This window comes from Mycobacterium sp. 852014-52450_SCH5900713, from assembly GCF_001667075.1.
Classification (GTDB): domain Bacteria; phylum Actinomycetota; class Actinomycetes; order Mycobacteriales; family Mycobacteriaceae; genus Mycobacterium.
The window spans coordinates 16,951-31,754 of record NZ_LZIL01000049.1 but is presented as its reverse complement, the minus strand read 5'-3'; the positions used below and the strand labels follow the sequence as shown (position 1 = coordinate 31,754).

The window sequence follows — 14,804 nt, the reverse complement described above, 5'->3', positions numbered from 1 at the left end:
AGACCACTTGCATGCGAGCTTCCCCTCAGTCGAAGGGTGCTCGCTAAAGTGTGTGTGATGACTACAGGCGCGCGGCGGCGAGTTCGCGACAAGGACGGCAAACAACGAGCCCTCCTTGAAGCGGCTGCTGAGGTCTTTGCCGAGGCGGGATACGCGGCCGCGGCGACGAAGGAGATCGCCCGTCGCGCCGACTGCTCGGAGGCGATGCTGTTCCACTACTTCGGGGACAAGCGAGGCATCTTCGAGCAAGTTGTTTCTCGACAGATCGCGGACCTCGTCAGCGAGGCCGAAGAGCAAGTCGTGGCGGCCCTGCCTGCCCGCTTCGAGGACTACATCGAGCAGCTTTTTCTTGCGAGACTGAGGATCGATGACCGGGACAGCGGTGTTCCCGGCTGGGACATTTCCGGTCGGGCGCTGTCAGACCCGGACTTCTCGCTGCGGGTGCTGCAACCCAATCACGCGCGCCGTACGGCCGTTATCGCCGAAGGCGTTCGCCACTACCAAGCCGCGGGGCAGATCAGGGCCGACGTCGACGCCGACCTATTCGCGGAGCTGCTGGCTAACTTCATCATCTTCACAACGAGCCTCGGACCACGCTGGTTTGGTACGGGCGAGTCAGACATCCGCGCGCAGATCGAACTGGGTACGCAGGTCCTCGCCAAAGGCGTAAGCACGTCAACTATGAAGCCACCCGCCAAGCGAGGCGGGCGGGTCCAGCGGGCCCCCAAGGTGCGTGCGGCCGACTAAGAGCTCCCTGACGAGCCCCACCGCGGCCGTGGTTATCGAGTCACACTTGACACTTCAGGTTTCCCATCGCTAGCGTCGTTGCCAGCCAAGCCGCAGCCAATGCGGATGCAGAACACCCTGGTCGACCGGCACGAGCGTGAGGACAGGAAGTGGCGTGTGTGCACCCATCGGCGCGAGTAACTCACTTCCGAAGACATTGACGCGGGAAGTCGCAAGGCGATGAACGCTCTGCGTGGGGTTCGTGTTGTCGAGTGGGCGACGGAGATCTCCGGCCCGTACTGCACCAAGTTGTTCGCCGACCTCGGAGCAGAGGTCATAAAGATAGAAGCCCCAAACGGGGATCCGTTCCGCCGCAGAACGTTTGGCGATCGAAGCGACGCCGACGCGCTGTTCAAATTCTTGAACGCCGGCAAGCGCTCAGTCGTTGGCACTTCGTTGGCCGACCTGGAGGCGCTGATCGTTTCCGCCGATGTGTTCGTCGATTCTCTCGGCCCTGGGGCACTCGACCGCGAGGCCCTACTAAGGCGTGCACCACACCTGGTGATCGTGGCGTTGTCTCCGTACGGATTGACCGGACCGTACCGGGACCGACCCTCGACGGAGTTCACGATCCAGGCAGAGAGCGGAACCCTGGCGTTGCGAGGTCGTCCGGACCAACCGCCCATTCAAGCGGGCGGTCGAATCTTCGAATGGGTCATGGCCAGTTATGCCGCCGTCGGGGCGCTTGGCGCATTGCGTCGGGCTCAACTCGGCGGCGCAGGTGAAATCATTGACTGCTCGTTGCTGGAAACTTGTCACCTCAGCGCCAGCGGATTCGCCGACCTCTACCACGAGTTGGCCGGTCGTCCCCCTTTGACCCTGCCGGCCCGACAGGTTGAAATCCCTTCCATCGAACCAACCGCAGACGGATGGGTGGGCTTCAACACCAACACCCGCCAACAATTCGAGTCGTTCCTGGCAATGATCGGCCGACTGGACCTGCTCGACGATGACCCGGCGTGGGCACTCGCCACGACGCGGTGGGAACGCCGGGACGAGTGGAATCAGATTGTGCGGGAATGGACGACGCAACGTTCCACAGACGAGATCGTCGCGTTGGCCTCCGATCTGCGGATCCCCGTCTCACCAGTCAACAATGGCCAGACCGTGTTGGACCACCCTCAGTTCGCCGCGCGCGGTGTGTGGGGCACGTACGCCGACGGCAGCTTCACCCACCCGCTGGCGCCCTACCAGATCAATGGCCGACGACCCGCCCCAACAGCCGGTGCTCCTCCGCTCGGCGAAATGGCAAAAGTACCCGCCCACAACGGGATTGCGACCGCTGCCGACCGTGCACCGGGACTTCCACTGGACGGCGTACGAATTCTCGACGCGACAGCGTGGTGGGCGGGCCCCTCGTCCACCCACATTCTCGCCGCACTGGGCGCTGAGGTCATTCACCTAGAGTCGACGCACCACCCTGACGGCGCACGGATGGCGGCGGCAGCGTTCGCCAATCAGCCTGAGTGGTGGGAGCGGTCGGGGATGTACCTGGCGACCAACACCAACAAGCGAGGACTCACCCTCGACCTGTCCTCCTCCCAAGGGCGGGAGCTGTTGTTCCGACTTGTCAAGTGCTCCGACATCCTCGTTGAAAACTTCTCCCCACGCGTCTTCGACAACTTCGCCATCACGTGGGAAACCGTCAGTGAGCTCAACCCTCGAATAGTCATGGTTCGAATGCCCGCGTTCGGGCTCGACGGACCATGGCGCAACAACGTGGGTTTCGCGCAAACGATGGAACAGATGACCGGAATGGCGTGGGTGACCGGCCACGAGTACGACCAGCCGCGAATCCCCCGCGGCCCGTGTGACCCACTGGCAGGAATGCACTCCGCATTCGCCATGCTCGCCGGCCTCCGGCAACGGGATCAAACGGACCGCGGGTCGTTCATTGAAGTCTCGATGGTTGAGGCCGCACTCAACGCGGCCGCCGAGCAGGTGGTCGAATTCACCGCCTGTGGCAACCTGATATCGCGACTGGGAAATCGCAGCCGCGACGCCGCCCCACAAGGGCTCTATCAATGCGCGGGGACCGAGCGGTGGCTGGCGATTTCGATCGCCACGGACGAGCAGTGGCGCCTACTGAAGTCGGCTCTGTGTGAACCGGATTGGGCGAACGACCCCGCGTTGGACACTCACGAAGGGCGTGTGCGGGCACATGATGTGATCGATAAGCATCTCGAGCTATGGGCTGGCCACCACGATTCCTCAGCCGCTGCAGAGTTACTCGTCAAACATGGTGTTCCGGCTGCGGATTTGGTAGACGCCAGGATCGGTTCGATGCACCCTCAGCTGGCCGCACGAGGCTTTTTCGAAAGCCTCGATCATCCCATCGTGGGACGGCATCACGTGCCGGCGATTCCCTTCAAGTACCGCAGCGTTGACAAGTGGTATCGGTCAACGGCGCCGACGTTGGGGCAGCACAACGCGAGCATTCTCGGCGACCTACTCGGCGTCGACGCCGCATCGATTGCAGCGCTCACAGAAAAAGGAGTCATCGGGACCAGACCGGGCGGGTTGGACTAGACAGCGTGAAACTTCATGTCGACAGGGAAATCTGCCAAGGCCACAGCCGTTGTTACGCAACATATCCCGAAATGTTCGACATCGACGACGAAGGGACCGCTTTCGTCACCGTGGAAGATATTCCCCCCGGATGGGAAGACCGGGCGCACAACGCAATCGCGAACTGCCCCGAGCGTGCCATACACATCGTCAAGGAGTCGCCATGAAGACCAAGGGAGCAGTTCTGTGGGGGCTGAACGAGAAGTGGTCGGTGGAGGAGATCGAACTCGATCCGCCGCAGGAAGGCGAGTTACTCGTCGAGTTCGAAGCCACCGGTCTCTGCCATTCCGACCACCACATCCGCACCGGCGACATGTTCGGGGTGAGTTTTCCCCTGATCGGTGGACACGAAGGGGCGGGCATCGTTCAAGAGGTTGGCCCGGGAGTGCGCGATGTGGCGGTGGGAGACCACGTGGTCACATCTTTCCTGCCGGCGTGCGGTCGCTGCCGCTGGTGCGCCACTGGTCATCAAAACCTCTGTGATTACGGGGCGATCATCCTCGCGGGAGTCCAGGCCGACGGCACCTTCCGGCGCCGAGCCAGAGGACGGGGAATCGGAGCCCTCTCGGGCGTCGGCAGTTTCGCGCAGTGGGGCGTGTTGTCGGAAGCCTCAGTGGTCAAGATCGACAACGATGTGCCGCTGTCGCGCGCATGTCTGCTCGGCTGCGGCGTCACCACCGGCTGGGGCTCGGCCGTCAATACCGCGAACGTCAGTCCCGGCGACGTGGTGCTCGTGGTCGGCTGCGGCGGGATCGGCAGCGGTGCCATTCAGGGTGCGCGGCTGGCGGGGGCGGAGCACATCGTTGTGGTCGATATCGAGCCGAGCAAGCGCGACAAAGCGTTTCAATTCGGAGCCACGCACTTTGTCACCTCGATGGGGGAGGCAACCCAGTTGGTTGGTGAGATCACGCGTGGAGTCATGGCCGACTCGGCCATCCTCACGCCGGGTGTGCTCGAAGGCGCGATGATCAACGACGCGCTCAATGCGGTGCGGAAGGGCGGTGCCGTGGTGGCCACCGCCCTGGCATCGATGTCCGACGTGACGCCGACGCTGTCGCTGACGTTGTTCACGCTGTTCCAAAAACGCCTCCTGGGCAGCCTGTACGGCGAAGCCAACCCGCGGGCCGACATCCCTCGCCTCATAAGCCTCTATCGAAGCGGCAAGCTGTTGCTCGACGAAACCGTCACCACCGAGTACAAGCTCGACGACATCAATGAGGCCTACGACGACATGCTCGCAGGCCGCAACATCCGTGGGGTGATCATCCACGACCATTGAGTCTTAGAAGGACGAATCCGTATCAGTTTCCAGCCCGCTCAAGATGATTCACCTACTCGCCGTGAAGGGATTTCACTCATGTCTTCGCCAGCCGATGTCGTCCGCCACTTCTGCGCATTGATGGAGCGGCGGGACCCCGAAGCGTTGCGTCCCCTCCTCGCCGAAGGGGCCGTTTATCAGAATGTGGGGATGCCCGCCTTCACCGGACCAGACGCCATCGTGGAGAACATGGCCGCCCAGTTCGCGATGTTCCCGGACGCCTACGCCTTCGAAATCGTCAACCTCGCCACCGAGGGTTCCGTGGTGCTCACCGAACGCCTGGACTACATCCAGGCTCCGGACGGACGCAAGCCGGCCATCCCGGTAATGGGGACCTTCGTCGTCGATGACGATGGAAGGATCACTCGCTGGACCGATTATTTCGACCTGAATCTGACGATCAAGCTCCTTCAAGGTGAGGACATCAGCGCCCTGGTGCCGGCGACCGCATGAGTTGGGACATTGATCATTTCGAGCTTCGTTGGGAATGAGGGAGCCATGCGCGTGCCAAGGGCCGTCGCAAACTTCAATAGTCGAGTCACCAATCCAGCGGCTCGGTCGATCACGCCATGGCTTCCCGGTCAAGGGACCCTCGAACATGTCGGACGCAAATCAGGCAAGCGTTATCGAACGCCGCTGTTGGTTTTTCCCATCCACGACGGCTTCGTCGTTCTGATCGGGTACGGGCTGAAATCGGACTGGTTGACGAATGTGTTCGCCAGTGGACAGGCGGTGCTGCACAAGCGCGGCAAGAGTATCGCGCTCGCCAATCCCCGCCTCCTGAGTAAAGCTGAGGGCGCAGCGCTCGTTACGGGGCTATCTGGTGTGTTCTACCGCCTGTTTCCGTACAACGAAGCGGCGCTGGTGTTGACCAAAGTCAACTCCACGCAGTGACTTTGGGCAGTAGAGCGAAGAAGTTGAGGCGGCGTTTTCATGCAAGGACGGCCGGCAACCTTTCCCAGCCTCGGACTGTCGATGTTGTGGTCATGCGTGCCCCAGACATATCGATGGTCCACTCGGGGAAGCGGTTGAGCACCTCGTCGAGTGCCACGCGTCCCTCCATCCGGGCTAATGACGCTCCCAGGCAGTAGTGCACGCCAACACCGAAGCCGACATGGGCTCCGGCTTTACGGTGAATGTTGAAGACGTCACCATCGGGTGGGAATTGCCGGTGGTCACGGTTCGCAGCACCGGCGAGCAACATCATGATGCTGCCGGCTGGCACGTGCTGCCCGTAGTACGGCATATCGCGTGTGAGGGTGCGCGCGATGTGTGGCGCGGGGGGTTCGAAACGCAGCAGCTCCTCGATTGTGCCGGCAATCAGGCTGCGATCGGCGACCAGCTCCCGCCGCTGCTCGGGATGCTCGGCTAAAACCTTGCCCGCCCATCCGATTAGGCGGGTCGTTGTCTCGGCGCCGCCCGCAGCCACCAGCGTGATGCAAATCAGTAGTTCCTCACGGGTCAACCCCCGTGTCGTGCCATCGAGGTCGGTGAATTCGACGCCGAGCAATTCGGTGACAATGTCGTCGGAGGGGTGTTCAGCGCGCCAGTCGAGGTAGTCGGCGAATAACTGCCCTGTTTCCAGCCCTGAGGACGCGGCTTTCATTTCCCCGCCGGCTTCGGTGTTGACGTGACCTTCGGCGAGGTCGAGGACCTCATGCCGCATCTCGTCGGGAATTCCCAGCAGCCTGCACACGACTCTCACCGGCATCTCGGCACCCAAATTGGCGATGAAGTCAAAGCCCCCGGTACCGACGAACGGATCTAGGCTCTCGGCACAGAATTGCCGTGCGGTGGCCTCGACCTCGCTCATCTTGCGTGGTGTGAACATGCGAGAAAGGCTCTGCCGATAGATGTCGTGAAGGGGCGGGTCCTCCATCAGAAACAGTCCGGGCGGAATCGGCATGTCAGCCTTGATCAACTCGAGAATGTTGCCCCGGGCAGAGCTGAACGTCTCATGGTCATTCAGCGCCGCATGCACGTCGTCGAATCGGCTCAGCGCGTAAAAGCTGTGTTGTTCGTTGTAGGACAACGGCGCCTCCTCGCGGAGCCGCTGAAACAGCGGATACGGGTCGGCGTTGAGTTCGACATCGTAGGGGTCGTAGAACACCTCACTCGCAGTCTTGACACCCATAAATCTGCAACTCCCTCCATCGGGCGCATCCGACCGTTCGTCGGACGAACTACTGGGTAGGTCAGGACAGCACGCACCTGCGAGCCGCGATAATCGAGCCACGCACAACCGTGCTCATCCTGACGCCGCAGGGCAATTCAGTCAATGACTTAGTAATCCCCCCCTGGCTATGAAATTTCATTCACGATCCGTCAATCGCCTGCGACACGACCGCTCATGACCTGGGCGTGGGCATCCGCGGCGCCTCGAACTAATCGTGAACGAGGGTCGGCTGATTTCCATCGATGGCGGGTACGCGACGCCTCAATCTCCTTGGGGCCCAGTTTGCGACAGCGAGGTGCGTCTTTCTGTTTCGAAGTGGCGGTCCACCGATGCGTGTCGTTCGTGGATCGATAGCGACGCCATCCGTGGATAGAGGATCGCTGGACCGAGCCATCGAGTAATGAACCGGCGCATTTCGACTCCCTCGCGGGGTGGTTGTACGGGATCGGTCAGGATGGACTGCACTGTGCGCAGGGTCATTTCGGCGAGTTCAGCGAGCGCGGTGCCGTCGTACCCGTGCAGCTTCCAATCCACATCGAACCGGTGGAAGACAGACAAACAGATTGTGATGGCCGTGTCGGAAGTCAAAGAGGTGGCGGCTTCGCCCTCATGCCGCCGGGTCAGCAGATTTTCCAGCTGTGGATCACCGGCAAGATTGTCGATTCCAAACGACACGCTTTCGACGATTGCCGCGACTGGGTCGTTGAGTCCCCGAACGTGTTCCGCGACTTGGTCGATGAAACCGTCGACCGCACGCATCGCGCTGGCGATGAGCAGCGCGTCGGCATTGGGAAAGTAGCGGTACACCGTCTGGCGAGTGACTCCGACTTTCCGGGCGACGTCGGCCAGGCGTATCGCTGGTCCGTGTTCGGCGACCACATCGGCCACCGCATTCAGAATGCGGTCGATTGCCTCCTCGTCCGAGGCGGGCGTAGATCCCGCCCAGCCGCGACTACGCATCCGCCGTCACGAGGCTTTCGGCCTCGAACTTGATCTCGAGTGTTTCGGGGCCGCTCATTCCCAGCAGGGATTTCCACGGGGCCGAACCGACGCGATGGGGCGCACGGAGACGTCGGGTGAGGACTGTAAGCGCTTCTGCCAATTCCCGACGTGCGAGGTTCGCCCCGAGACAATAGTGCGCACCGCCGCCGAAGGTCAGAATTGCGGGCAAATCCTGGCGTGCGATGTCGAAGCGGTCAGCATCGTCATAGATCGCTGGATCACGATTGGCTGCAAAGGTATTCACGACTACGAAAGTCCCTGCCGGGAACATGTAGCCGCCGAATTCGGCATCCTCGGTGGCGGCGCGCGGCGCGATACAGACCGCCGGTGAGTGACGCATGCTCTCCTCGACCGCCTGCATCGCAAGTTCTGGTTGGTCGCCCAGCTTCGCCCATTGATCCGGATGATCGCAGAGCACCTGCACCGACGCGGCCAGCTGGTTTCGCGTCGTATCCGTTCCCGCCATCAGGAAGCCGGCCACCAGACTGCGCAGTTCGTCGAGATTCAGCCGGTCACCGTCGCTTTCGGCGCGGATGAGCTCGGACAGCAGATCATCGGTCAGGTTGTTTCGGCGAGCGGCGACCATGTCGTCGACGTACGCGTCGAGTTCACCCCAGGCGCGCATGATCGCGTCTTCATCGAAGGTGGCGTCGGTCTGCAAACTGAAGGCCTTGAAGATGTGGTCAGTCCATTGTGCGAACAGATGCCAGTCCTCGCGGGGCGCGCCGATCAGCGCGCACATGATGGGGGTGGGGTAAGGGCGGGCAATGTCCCTCACGACCTCGCATCGTCCGGCGTCGATCACCCGATCAATCAGGCCATTCACCACTTCGTGGATCGTGTCTTGAAGACCGGCTGTGGCGCGGGGGGTGAACGCTCTCGACACCAGCTTGCGTAAGCGAGTATGGGGGGCGCCCTCGAGGCCTAAAAGGCTGCTCATCAGTTTGTCGTATAGCGGGCCCGAGGTGATGCCCTGCGCCGCCAGCGTGATGCCGGGCGGCATGCGGAACCTGTTGTCGCGCAGGATTTCCCGAGCCATATCGTACGAAAGGATTTCCGGGCCGAGGGGCCCAATCGCGATGGGCGCGCACGATTGCGCCTCTCGGACATCCTCGAGGATGTCGTGCGGCGTGGCGGTGAGGCTGTAATTGAACGTGGGCAGGCCGGCGTCGAGGACGTTGGGGGCGGTGCTGTGGGCGTTCATCGGTGTCTCAACTTCCGTTGGAGCCAGATAGGCGTCAGTTACGGACATATATACCAAAAGCGTATGACCAGCGTCCTAAGTTAGTCAATGCAACGTGATAAATCGCGTGTTCAAGAGACAAATCGCCTGCTGTGATCATACGTTCTATGGTCTTAACGTCCGCTCAGTGTTCAGCAGAACCCAACCTCATGTAGTGCCCTGAAGGCAGCCCAGTAGCGGAGTCGGGTTGCTGACTCACACGGCTCATGACCCGGTGTGTGGACGCCCTGTGGACGCGGCGTGGACGTGGCGCCCCTTGAGCCGTGGCGAACAGCACGGAACGGGACGCCGCGCAGGCCCTCTAGCTTCACAAAACACCTGGTGGGGCGAGCGGGGCTCGAACCCGCGACCAACGGATTATGAGTCCGCGGCTCTAACCAACTGAGCTACCGCCCCTAGCGATGTTCCGTAGGAAACGGTAGCCGAACGCCGACATCGATGTCCGCCGGGCGGGATCCCGGGCAGATCAGGTGTTCGGCCGTTCGGCCGCGCCGGTTATAGCATTTCGTCGGTTGCTGGCGACGAATCGTGAGGGGCCCTGCCACAGCACTTGGCATCGTCGCCGAGAGATCACACGTCGCGCTCAGCGAGAGGAGAGCCATGGCCGACGTCATGACGCTCGGCCTGACGACCGCCGAGGCGACCAAGCGACGCGCGCAGGGCGGTGCCAACAAGCTCCCCGCGGCGAGGCGGCCGTCGACCGCTCGCCGGCTGCTCGGGGAGCTGACGCACTTTTTCGCCCTGCTGCTTTGGGCAGCCGCGGTGCTCGCCTTCATGGCGAAGCTGCCCCAACTCAGCGGCGCCATCATCGCGGTCATCGTGCTGAACGGGGTCTTCTCCCTGATCCAACAAGCGCGGGCAGACCGGGCCGCCGACCGGCTCCAAGAGATGCTGCCGACGCGCGTCACGGTCTTGCGCGACGGCGCTCGGCGGGTGATCGAGGCCGAGGACGTAGTCGTCGACGACGTGCTGCTACTCGAGAGCGGCGACCGCGTTCCCGCGGACGCCGTAGTGCTCAGCCAGAACCGGTTGCTCGTCGACTCCTCCATGCTCACCGGCGAGAGCGAGGCCGGCGCAGTCGCAGCACGCGAGCCCCTGTTCGCGGGCACTTTTGTGGTGGAAGGAGATTCGCGTGCCCTGGTCACCGCTATCGGCCAACAGACCCGCCTGGCCGGCATCACCCGACTGACAACCTCGACCAGGAAACCGGACACGCCACTGACCCGCGGTTTGCGTGGCGTCGTCCGCCTCATCGCAGCGATCGCAATCGGTGTGGGTGCGCTGTTCCTGCTCGTCTCTGTGCTCGTAGGCAACCCGATCCAGCAGGCCTTCGTGTTCGCGATCGGGGTCACGGTCGCCCTGGTCCCGGAGGCGCTGCTGCCGACCGTGACGTTGTCTCTCGCCTGGGGCTCGGAGCAGATGGCGAAGCGGCAGATCCTGGTCCGCAACCTCGAGGCCGTCGAGACGCTCGGGTCCACGACTTTCATCTGCACCGACAAGACGGGAACCCTCACTCGCAACCAGATGACGGTGGTCGAAGCCTGGTCGCCGGCCGGCTCGTTGACCATCGACGGCGCCGGCTACTCGCCCACAGCGCGGCTCACGTGGTCCTCACCAATCGCAGAGGAGCCCATTCGCCGGCTCGCCCTGGCCGGGGAACGCTGCTCCACTGGATACGCCGAAGAAGTCGACGGGCAGTGGCGGGCCCACGGCGACCCGATGGAGGCTGCCCTCGATACGTTCGCCCGACGACTGGGCATCGACACCGTCGAAGACCGTCGTACCGCCCACGCCGAGCTGCGGTTCCCCTTCGATCCCCGGCTGCGCCGCATGGCTGTCGCGCTGGCCGACGAGATCGTCGTCAAGGGGGCGCCGGACGCCGTGCTTCCGCTCTGCGGTGACGAGCCGGCGGCGCACCAAGCCGTGGATACCCTGACCGCCCGGGGGCTCCGAGTACTCGCCGTCGCCGCGGCCCCGAGGAATGGTCGCACCCCCCGGGACCAGCAGGAATGCGACCAGGGGTTGCGCCTGCTCGGCCTGGTGGCGCTCGAGGATCCGCCGCGTGAAGACATCTCCACATCCCTCGACGCGTGCCGCAAGGCGGGCGTCAAAGTGGCGATGGTGACCGGTGATCATCCGGCCACCGCCACGGCCATCGGCAACGAGGTACGGCTACGGTCCGCCGACTCCGCCGTGCTGTTGGGAGCGGACTTACCGGAGGACGAGCAGCATCTCGCCGCCGTCCTCGACCACGACGGGGTGGTGATCGCTCGGGTCTCTCCCGAGGACAAACTCCGCATCGCCCGTGCCCTTCGCTCCCGGGGCCACGTGGTGGCGATGACCGGCGACGGAGTCAACGACGCGCCGGCACTGCACGAGTCGGACATCGGCGTGGCGATGGGCCGCTCCGGCACCGACGTCGCACGCGAGGCGGCCGACCTGGTTCTGCTCGACGACTCCTTCGCAGGCATTGTGGCCGGCATCGAGCAAGGGCGCGCCACCTTCGTCAACATCCGCCGGTTCCTGACGTACCACCTGACCGACAATGTTGCCGAGCTGGCACCTTTCCTCGTCTGGGCGCTTTCGGGCGGCCTGTTCCCACTCGCGCTCGGTGTTCTGCAGATCATCGCGCTCGACATCGGCACCGACACCTTGTCGGCGGTCGCACTCGGCGCCGAGCCGCCCGCGAAGCACTTGCTCGAGGGACCACCGGTTCACGGCCGGCTAATGAACCGCACGGTGCTGCGCCGGGCCTTCGGGGTGCTAGGGCCGCTCGAGGCGGCCGTCTCGCTCACCGCCTTCGTGGTGTCCCTGATGGCGCTCGGCTGGCGTCCCCCGAACCCATTCCCGACCGGGCACAACCTGGCAATGGCATCCGGCGCGGCATTCATCACCGTCGTCTTCGCCCAGACCGCCAACGTCTTCGCGTGCAGGTCCTCCTCGCGCTGGCCGGGAGCGTTGGGTTGGGTCACCAACCGGCTCCTGGTGCCCGCGGCGTTCATCGGGCTGGCCTTTTCCCTTGTCGAACTGTGGGTGCCACCCATCGCACGGTTGCTCGGTCAATGGAATCCACCCCTGTGGGGCTGGGCCGTCGCCCTGGCCGCGATGCCGCTCCTGTTTGGCGTCGACGCGCTGGACAAGTACCGGCGGGCGCATCGCCGACCAGCGTCCTCGAAATCACGCGCAGTACGGGTTGAGGCGCATCCCTGACCTTCGTGCAGTTTCACTGCATAGCGAACGCAAAGAGCCAAAGCCCTTTCGGCGCTTCAACATTCCTTACGCACAGGCCAGCTCACGCCCGCGAAGTACGCCGCCGGGGGCGGCATCGGGGCGTCACACGGGCGCGGGCTGCCCGGGCACTTGCCGCGCGGCCTCGTCCTTCATCTTGGGAATCACGTCCGGTGCATAGACATAGACCGCCGACTCAACTTCCCACTCGGCCTGGGCTTGGCTCATCGGCGTGGTCCTGGTGATCATGTTGATCAGCTCCTGACCCTCTCCGAACGGGTTTGGGTTGGACCGGATCTGAGACGCGAACCACCGTCCCTCGGCGGCCTCGCTGCAATCATTGAAATCCGCGTTGTGAACCATCTTATTCTGCGCCAGCAGCTTGATGTACTGATCGTCGGCGGGGCTCATGTTGCACGACGCCGAGGCATGCGGCGCTGTGAGCACGGCACCACCGAACATTGCGGCTCCCACAACGCCGGCGGCCCCCACCGCCAGCATCTGCGCGCGCGATCGTGTAGTCGTCACTTCTCCAGACCCCCTCATCGTGGAAATTTGCTGATTTTCCTTTCGCGCTAACGCTCTAGTACCACCGTCGACGAGCGTCGCAAACGACCGGTTCGTCAAACAATGAATGAACAGTGGTTAGCCAAAATCGTTGCGATTCAGAAGCTTCCGACCGCCAGGTGACCCGCAGGCGATCGACGGCCGCCGCCGACGGGCAATCACGCGCTTCGCTTTGATCGCCGATGCCGGCGGTGCCGGTGCCTTACTTGAGTTAGCTGGCGAGCCGAGTCGTTACGCCGTCGGCCAGTCTGCGTGCGCGGCCTGATCCTTGATCTTGGGGATCACGTCCGGCGCGTAGACGTAGATCGCCGACTCGACCTCCCACTCGGCCTGGGCCTGGTTCATCGACGTCGTGTTCGTGATCATGTTGACCAGCTCCTGGGCCTCTCCGAACGGATTCGGATGGTTGCGGACCTGGTCGGCGAACCACCGTCCCTCGGCGGCCTCGGTGCAATCGCTGAAGTCGGCGTTGTGGACCATCTTGTTCTGCGCGAGCAGCTGGATGTACTGGTCGTCTTTCGGACTCAATTGGCAAGACGCCGAGGCTTGCGGCGCCGACAGCACCGCGCCACCGAGCATCGAGGCCCCCAGCGCGACGCCTGCAACCCAGACCGATGACCCGCGCATGCGCGGGCGCGAACGGGTGGTTGTCATCTCCGGTCCTCCCTCTGCGTGGGAAGCGAAGTTGCTCTCCGACGCAAGCCAAGCCTTGTGTGGTAACTGCTAACCGACAGCGATCCGGGCAACGGCTAACAGTCACGCGGTCTATGGTCGTAAACTCAGGCGGCGCTGCCATCTGAGATCACCGGCACATATGAGTTCACATATGAGTTTTGGTGTCGCGACATAAATTTAGCCAGTACCTGCGGCCTGAGCGGCGAACTTTAGTTTGCGTGACCGTGTACGGATGGTTAACATTCGCTACTTCGCCCCGGGCCTCGGGCCGTCGTCCGATCCACGCCCGCTGAGGCCTCCTAGGCAGGGTCGAAAGCCTCTTGACCATTGGCTAATCGCCCCGCACCGGGGCCGCTTCGGCCGCCGAACGGCTCAGTTGAAGACGGTCTTGCCGTCGGCTCCGAGCAGGTATCGCTCGGTACCCTGCTCCACCCTGGGGGCGTCGGCGCCCAAAGCGACGGCAACTTTGTTGCTTGCATTCCGCATGATGTCAAAGGTGAGCTCGACGGCCTCGGCGTCGGAGAACCGGGAGCGCACCTCGGCGACATCGTCGGCGGCGAGGTGCGCAGGGGTCCAAATTAACGCATCGGCGTAGCGCAGGGCCGCTTTCGCGCGGTCATCGAGCAGCGCCGACGACTCGAAGCGATCGATCTCGTCGTAGAGCGTCTCCGAACCGCCGGCATCGAGTGCCGTGCCCTCGCGCAGCGACTTGCACAACCGGCAATTGTGCTGAGCCGCCCCGCGCAGCCGGACCAGCTCGGAGGTGACCGGGTCCAGCGCACGCATCCGGGCCACCGCGGGCAAGAAGTCGTTGAACACCGGCCCCTGCGGGTCGGTGGTGCTGTCCCACTCGATGGTGCCGTCGACCCAGCCCAAGTACCCCGATCCGACTCCGAGCGCTTCCAGCCCGGCCCGCACCCGCGGCACGAAGTCGGCGATATACATCAGGACCACTACGCCAAATGCTTTATCGCCCAGGTGCTTGATCAACCGGGACCGCTGCCCTTCGGTGATCGCGGAGACGTCGGCGCTGAACTGCTCGGCGAACTCGGTGGCGACGGCTTCGGCCTCCGACTCGGGCGCGACGACATCGACGGGACTGGGCAGTGGCGGTAGCGACAGCGTCTGGGCGCACGTCCGCCGAATTAGGGCCGCAATGCGCGCGTCCGCCGGCGAGCCCGGAGCCAGGGCCACCAACCGGGAGAGCTGATCTTCTTGGACCGAAACCGGAGCCACCATTC

Annotated in this window: 13 protein-coding genes and 1 tRNA gene; 7 read left to right on the top strand and 7 right to left on the bottom strand. The window is 63.5% G+C overall.

Translation table 11 applies throughout. The features are described 5' to 3' along the window. The first annotated feature begins 57 nt into the window (after nt 1-57). The 6 genes from A5773_RS14090 to A5773_RS14065 all read left to right on the top strand — a co-directional run bounded on the left by A5773_RS14090 (nt 58) and on the right by A5773_RS14065 (nt 5,566). Nucleotides 58-747, top strand: coding sequence for a TetR/AcrR family transcriptional regulator (locus A5773_RS14090; RefSeq protein ID WP_066946009.1), 690 nt, complete (start codon nt 58-60; stop codon nt 745-747). Between the two features lie 219 nt (nt 748-966). Next, nucleotides 967-3,315, top strand: coding sequence for a CaiB/BaiF CoA-transferase family protein (locus tag A5773_RS14085; RefSeq protein WP_067791350.1), 2,349 nt, complete (start codon nt 967-969; stop codon nt 3,313-3,315). Nucleotides 3,316-3,320: 5 nt separating this feature from the next. Continuing rightward, nucleotides 3,321-3,521 (top strand): ferredoxin, encoded by a 201-nt coding sequence (locus A5773_RS14080; RefSeq protein ID WP_067791348.1) that lies wholly within the window; start codon nt 3,321-3,323, stop codon nt 3,519-3,521. Continuing rightward, nucleotides 3,518-4,633 carry an NDMA-dependent alcohol dehydrogenase gene (locus A5773_RS14075; protein WP_067791346.1) on the top strand — a complete coding sequence of 372 codons (1,116 nt, stop codon included), beginning with the start codon at nt 3,518-3,520 and terminating at the stop codon, nt 4,631-4,633. Before A5773_RS14080 ends, A5773_RS14075 begins: the two co-directional genes overlap by 4 nt. A gap of 78 nt (nt 4,634-4,711) precedes the next feature. Then, the gene (locus tag A5773_RS14070) at nt 4,712-5,125 is read left to right on the top strand and encodes a limonene-1,2-epoxide hydrolase family protein (protein WP_066946018.1); all 414 of its coding nucleotides are present in this window, start codon (nt 4,712-4,714) and stop codon (nt 5,123-5,125) included. A gap of 45 nt (nt 5,126-5,170) precedes the next feature. Further along, nucleotides 5,171-5,566 (top strand): nitroreductase family deazaflavin-dependent oxidoreductase, encoded by a 396-nt coding sequence (locus A5773_RS14065; protein ID WP_066946022.1) that lies wholly within the window; start codon nt 5,171-5,173, stop codon nt 5,564-5,566. A gap of 37 nt (nt 5,567-5,603) precedes the next feature. Here the strand turns inward: A5773_RS14065 and A5773_RS14060 are convergent, their stop codons facing one another. The 4 genes from A5773_RS14060 to A5773_RS14045 all read right to left on the bottom strand — a co-directional run bounded on the left by A5773_RS14060 (nt 5,604) and on the right by A5773_RS14045 (nt 9,489). Continuing rightward, nucleotides 5,604-6,806: a cytochrome P450 gene (locus A5773_RS14060; RefSeq protein WP_066946025.1), complete on the bottom strand. Its 1,203-nt coding sequence runs from the start codon at nt 6,804-6,806 to the stop codon at nt 5,604-5,606. Between the two features lie 303 nt (nt 6,807-7,109). Beyond that, nucleotides 7,110-7,808, bottom strand: coding sequence for a TetR/AcrR family transcriptional regulator (locus A5773_RS14055; protein WP_066946029.1), 699 nt, complete (start codon nt 7,806-7,808; stop codon nt 7,110-7,112). Next, a complete protein-coding gene (locus A5773_RS14050; RefSeq protein WP_067791344.1) occupies nt 7,801-9,054 on the bottom strand; it encodes a cytochrome P450 in 1,254 nt (417 codons plus the stop codon). The genes A5773_RS14055 and A5773_RS14050 overlap by 8 nt, the downstream gene beginning before the upstream one ends. 358 nt (nt 9,055-9,412) lie before the next feature. Continuing rightward, nucleotides 9,413-9,489: transfer RNA gene (locus tag A5773_RS14045), tRNA-Ile, on the bottom strand. A gap of 204 nt (nt 9,490-9,693) precedes the next feature. On the opposite strand from A5773_RS14045, the gene A5773_RS14040 reads away from it, so the two are divergent. Then, on the top strand, nt 9,694-12,303 hold the full coding sequence (locus A5773_RS14040; RefSeq protein WP_066949169.1) for a cation-transporting P-type ATPase: 2,610 nt from the start codon (nt 9,694-9,696) through the stop codon (nt 12,301-12,303). Nucleotides 12,304-12,426: 123 nt separating this feature from the next. Here the strand turns inward: A5773_RS14040 and A5773_RS14035 are convergent, their stop codons facing one another. The 3 genes from A5773_RS14035 to A5773_RS14025 all read right to left on the bottom strand — a co-directional run bounded on the left by A5773_RS14035 (nt 12,427) and on the right by A5773_RS14025 (nt 14,802). Then, nucleotides 12,427-12,822 carry a DUF732 domain-containing protein gene (locus A5773_RS14035; RefSeq protein WP_197505438.1) on the bottom strand — a complete coding sequence of 132 codons (396 nt, stop codon included), beginning with the start codon at nt 12,820-12,822 and terminating at the stop codon, nt 12,427-12,429. Between the two features lie 297 nt (nt 12,823-13,119). Beyond that, the gene (locus A5773_RS14030) at nt 13,120-13,542 is read right to left on the bottom strand and encodes a hypothetical protein (protein ID WP_066949172.1); all 423 of its coding nucleotides are present in this window, start codon (nt 13,540-13,542) and stop codon (nt 13,120-13,122) included. A gap of 393 nt (nt 13,543-13,935) precedes the next feature. After that, nucleotides 13,936-14,802 (bottom strand): carboxymuconolactone decarboxylase family protein, encoded by an 867-nt coding sequence (locus A5773_RS14025; RefSeq protein ID WP_066949175.1) that lies wholly within the window; start codon nt 14,800-14,802, stop codon nt 13,936-13,938. Between the last annotated feature and the right edge of the window lie 2 nt (nt 14,803-14,804).

Coding starts and splice junctions, on each gene's coding strand:
- A5773_RS14025 (WP_066949175.1), bottom strand. CDS start 14,802: ATGGTGGCTCCGGTTTCGGTCCAAGAAGATCAGCTCTCCCGGTTGGTG.
- A5773_RS14075 (WP_067791346.1), top strand. CDS start 3,518: ATGAAGACCAAGGGAGCAGTTCTGTGGGGGCTGAACGAGAAGTGGTCG.
- A5773_RS14030 (WP_066949172.1), bottom strand. CDS start 13,542: ATGACAACCACCCGTTCGCGCCCGCGCATGCGCGGGTCATCGGTCTGG.
- A5773_RS14060 (WP_066946025.1), bottom strand. CDS start 6,806: ATGGGTGTCAAGACTGCGAGTGAGGTGTTCTACGACCCCTACGATGTC.
- A5773_RS14035 (WP_197505438.1), bottom strand. CDS start 12,822: ATGCTGGCGGTGGGGGCCGCCGGCGTTGTGGGAGCCGCAATGTTCGGT.
- A5773_RS14090 (WP_066946009.1), top strand. CDS start 58: ATGACTACAGGCGCGCGGCGGCGAGTTCGCGACAAGGACGGCAAACAA.
- A5773_RS14040 (WP_066949169.1), top strand. CDS start 9,694: ATGGCCGACGTCATGACGCTCGGCCTGACGACCGCCGAGGCGACCAAG.
- A5773_RS14065 (WP_066946022.1), top strand. CDS start 5,171: ATGCGCGTGCCAAGGGCCGTCGCAAACTTCAATAGTCGAGTCACCAAT.
- A5773_RS14070 (WP_066946018.1), top strand. CDS start 4,712: ATGTCTTCGCCAGCCGATGTCGTCCGCCACTTCTGCGCATTGATGGAG.
- A5773_RS14055 (WP_066946029.1), bottom strand. CDS start 7,808: ATGCGTAGTCGCGGCTGGGCGGGATCTACGCCCGCCTCGGACGAGGAG.
- A5773_RS14050 (WP_067791344.1), bottom strand. CDS start 9,054: ATGAACGCCCACAGCACCGCCCCCAACGTCCTCGACGCCGGCCTGCCC.
- A5773_RS14085 (WP_067791350.1), top strand. CDS start 967: ATGAACGCTCTGCGTGGGGTTCGTGTTGTCGAGTGGGCGACGGAGATC.